Source organism: Longimonas sp. (assembly GCF_040409695.1).
In the GTDB taxonomy this organism is placed as follows: Bacteria; Bacteroidota; Rhodothermia; order Rhodothermales; family Salinibacteraceae; genus Longimonas.
Genome location: NZ_JARWGJ010000210.1, coordinates 1 through 4218, shown reverse-complemented (window position 1 = coordinate 4218; position 4218 = coordinate 1). Strand labels below are relative to the sequence as shown.

Sequence of the window (4218 nt, the reverse complement as noted above, 5' to 3'; positions counted from 1 at the left end):
GTTTCGTGGCGCGGCGTCGACGGCCCAAACACCGCGATTGAACTCGGCCAGAATAGCTTCAGGGCGTGCTCACGCGACAGATCGAGCATGTGCTTCAGCCCGTTCATGTTCACGTCCCACGCCCGATCAGGGTGCTCCTCGCCCGTAGCCGAGAGCAGACTGGCCAGATGGTAGACCGTCGTAACACCATGTGCTTCAATCACCGTAGCAAGCGCATCGCGGTCGCGCACATCGGCCGCCACGTGCGGACCCTTCACACCACCGCCCGGCGCGCGCAGGTCGAGTCCGACCACCGCGTCCGCCCCCCGGTCTGCGCGCAGCCGTGCCACCAGCTCACTCCCAATCTGTCCGTTCGCACCCGTAACAAGGATTGTCCCCATAACACACCGTGAACCCGTAGTTCGTTGTACTGCTTTAACTGATATACGCAAGCTCCTTCCGCAAGGTCGAATACCCGCACACACGATAGTCCAAAACGGCAGCCCTCCCTACACGTTCGGAACCGCTTCCACTATTCGCGCAATGTTCCACGGTTCAGGGCACAGGTGCAAGGGTAATAGCACAGGTACAGATAGCACAGGCACAGGGGGATGCGCACGGGCGGCGATGGCACGCGGCCTGGGCTATGTCATCCGGCCCAGCGTCTCAATAAGATGGTGTGCATCTGCTACGCGAGCTCGGGCTTCATCCCGGTCACTGGGGACGCCCGCTCCGAAGGCCTGGTCGCTGTAGAGCGCCACCACCCCATGCCGGGCCAGCGCGTCGAGCGAACGGGCGTGGTCGTACGGCATCGCCTCGGGCCAGGTGAGCTGGTCGGCCAGGTACGCTACGTCGTGGCTCACGGGGGGCGCTTCGCTGTGCTGCGCGCGGTAGGCCGCCTTGAGTGCCTTCTCGACGGCGAGATGCGCCATCACGGCAGCATGACGTGCGAATCCCCCCTGCAGCAGATGCTCGGCAGCCCGCAGATCCTGCTGGCTCTGCCGCCACCACGTATCGCCTGATGCCTGTAGATGGATGGTCGCCATGATCGTAGCGATTGGGAGCAGCGGTTAGGTCGCAGCAGTGAGGGAGCAGCTTAGTCGACAGAGGAGGCCGCCGGACTGCTTTCAAGCACCACGCCGGGCTCCAGCGGACGGATGCAGACGCGGTCGCCGGGTTGAAAAGAGAAGCGGTTGGAGGTGTGCACCAGGTACTCGCTTTCGTTGCAGGCCACCCGGTACGTGATGTCGTGTCCTTTAAACGCACGCTCAACCACCTTACCCGACGTGCGCGGGTCGGGGTCGGCCACGTCGTTGGGCGCGGCCAGGGTGAGGTGCTCCGGGCGTAGCGACACCAGCACGCGCCCCGACGCCTCCCGGTTCAGCGGCAGCCGTCCGATCGGGGTGTCGGCATGCGCACCGTCGGCATCGGACATCAGCAGATTGGTGCGTCCTAAGAACTGCGCCACGAAGAGGGTGCGCGGCTGGTAGTAGACCTCCTCGGGGGTGCCCACCTGCTCAATGCGACCCTGCCGCATCACCGCAACGCGGTCGGCAAACGAGAGCGCCTCCTCCTGGTCGTGCGTCACAAGCACGGCACTGAGCCCATTGTCCTTTAGCAGCGTACGCACTTCCTGACGCGTACCCTGGCGCAGCAGCGCATCCAGATTGGAAAACGGCTCGTCGAGCAGAATGAGCTCCGGCTTCGGCGCCAGCGTACGGGCCAGCGCCACGCGCTGCTGCTGCCCGCCCGACAGGTGGTGCGGATTCCGGTCGGCGTAGGACTGCAGGCCCACCATCTGAAGCGCCTTGCGCGCGCGGCCTTCCTTGTCTTCAAGATCGTGATAGCGCAGCCCGAACAGCACATTGTCGAGTACGCTCAGATGCGGGAAGAGCGCATAGTCCTGAAAGACGAGTCCGATGCCGCGCTGCTCGGCGGAGACGTGTGTGTCGTTGCTGGCGAGCGTGCGGTTGCGCATCTGCACGCGGCCCGAGGAGCAGCGTTCGAATCCCGCAATGCACCGTAGCATGGTCGTCTTGCCGCACCCGCTGGGTCCGAGGATCGCCAGGATCTCGCCGTCGTGCACCGTAAACGAGACCCGGTCGACCGCGGGCGGGGCCTCGGTCTCGTAGTGCTTGGTGATACGGTCAACGGTGAGGATCGGGTCGGTCATAGCAGGCACAGCCGGTAGACATCCGGCATGTAAACATCATCCTGTGAACAGGCAGATTGCATTTTGTTTACAGGGGACTTACGGAGCAGATGCAGCATGCGTTTTGCGACTCGTTGATTTTTCGCGAACCAGCAAGAGTCCAACAAAGGCTGCAGAGAACGCCATAATAGCGAGGGCATAGGGCGCAGCCGAGGCAAACATCGCCTCGTTGGCATAGCTCCACACGTTGAGCGCCACGGTTTCGAATCCCATAGGCGAGAGCAGAAACGTGATCGGCAGCTCTTTCATCGCCGAGAGGAAGACAAACGCGATGCTCACGGTAATACCTGGACGCAGCAGCGGAAGCGTGACGCTGACGAACGCCTGCATGGGCGTGCGCCCGAGCGAGCGGGCCGCTTCTTCGACATTGGGCGGCGCCTGGTACATCGAGCTGCGAATGGGTCCGATGGCCTCGGCCATGAAGTGCAGTGCGTACGCCACGATGAGGAGTCCGAGCGTCTGGTACGCAAACGGTAGCACCTGCAGCGTAAACACGATGAGCGCCAGCGCAAACGCCAGCGGCGGCGTGGCATAGCCAAGATACGCCACGCGTTCGAGTCCGGAGGTAAGCTGCGAGGGCATGCGCACGCTGAGGTAGGCCACGGGGATGGCGAGCGTCGCTGCAAGGAGCGCAGCCGGCGCCGAGGCCGAGAACGAATCCCAGAGCGCCGAGGCGAGTCCGCCCCAGGGCACCCCAACGTCGACCGACGCGCTCATCCAGTAGATGATGGTAGCCACCGGTACCACCACCGACGCGAGACCAACTGCTCCGACAAACCCATAGGCCGGGGCTGTCCATGCGCCGAGGCGAAGCGGCGTGGCCTGGCGCCCGGTACCTGTGCCGGTACGGTGGTAGAGGAGTCCCTTAAGCAGGCGCGCCTCCAGAAAGAGCACGGCGATGGTCAGTGCCAGCAGCATGAGCGCAAGCCAGGCGGCGTAGATGCGGTCGTAGGAGGCGGCGTACTGCAGATAGAGCGCGTAGCTGAACGTTTCGAAGCGCATCAGCGAAACGACCCCAAAGTCGCCAATGACGTGCAGTCCCACGAGGAGGCCACCTGCAAGGAATGCCGGACGTAGCTGCGGCAGCACCACGCGCAGAAAGACCTGCCAGCGCGGATAGCCAAGCGCCTGCGCCGACTCCTCGATGGCCGGGTCGAGTCCGAGCAGCGCGGTGCGCAGGTTCAGAAAGAGATACGGGAACGTGCCCAGGCTGAGCGCCACCCAGGCACCCGTGTACCCGCTGAGGCGGTCCAGGGGGAGTCCGATTGTTTCCGCGATCACGCCCTGGCTGCCGGTAGCGCCCAGCAGGGCGTAGGCCATCACGTATCCGGGAATGGCCAGCGGCAGCACGCCGAGCCAGGTGAGGGCCCGCTTGCCGGGGAGGTCGGTGCGCGTGGTGAGCCAGGCCAGCGGGAACGCGAGCAGCACGGTGCCGGCGAGCACTCCACCCGTGAGCGCGAGCGTATTCCAGAGCAGCTCCAGGTTACGCATCCGCACAACGAGCGCGTAGAGCTCGCTCGCATCCGCCTGAAACGCGCGAATGAGCAGGTAGCCCAGAGGAATGAGCACGCCAATCACCACAAACGCGACCGGTAGGAGCAGATACCACCGGTCGCGCAGCTGGTCGCGCCACAACGTACGCCAGTACTCAGGAATCACAGCAGGGCAGAGAGCCTATCGAGAAAGAGGCAGTAGGGCCAGAGGATCGCGAGACTACAGGAGTCCTTCGTCACGAAGCAGGTCGAGCGCACGGTCGATGTCGCGCAGCTCTTCGAAGTCAAAGTCGGGACTTGCCTGCAGCGCTTCGCGAACGGGAAGCATGTAGGCGGGCACCTCGATACCTTCGATGACCGGGTACTCGTTCAGGGTTTCAGCGGCGAAGGTCTGTGCCCCGGTGTCGAGCAGGAAGCGCAGGAAATCTTCGGCGTCATCGGGTCGGCTGCTGGTCTGCAGCACGCCCGCACCGGTAACGAGCGCGAGATTGCCTACGTCGCCGTCGGCGAAGCGGTAGATGTCGACGGGAGCGT

The 4218-nt window shown here is 64.1% G+C and carries 4 protein-coding genes and 1 pseudogene; all 5 read right to left on the bottom strand.

The features are described from left to right. The coding region (locus PPP56_RS12955; protein ID WP_353564475.1) for an NAD-dependent epimerase/dehydratase family protein at positions 1-380 on the bottom strand (380 nt) is incomplete at its 3' end. 243 nt (positions 381-623) lie between these two features. Next, positions 624-1025: a HEPN domain-containing protein gene (locus tag PPP56_RS12950; RefSeq protein ID WP_353564474.1), complete on the bottom strand. Its 402-nt coding sequence runs from the start codon at positions 1023-1025 to the stop codon at positions 624-626. A 50-nt stretch (positions 1026-1075) separates the two neighbouring features. Next, positions 1076-2152, bottom strand: a complete 1077-nt coding sequence (locus tag PPP56_RS12945) for an ABC transporter ATP-binding protein (protein WP_353564473.1) — start codon at positions 2150-2152, stop codon at positions 1076-1078. Positions 2153-2230: 78 nt separating this feature from the next. Beyond that, positions 2231-3850 carry an ABC transporter permease gene (locus PPP56_RS12940; RefSeq protein ID WP_353564472.1) on the bottom strand — a complete coding sequence of 540 codons (1620 nt, stop codon included), beginning with the start codon at positions 3848-3850 and terminating at the stop codon, positions 2231-2233. Between the two features lie 54 nt (positions 3851-3904). Next, a pseudogene (locus PPP56_RS12935) lies at positions 3905-4218 on the bottom strand (iron ABC transporter substrate-binding protein); the annotation flags it as partial.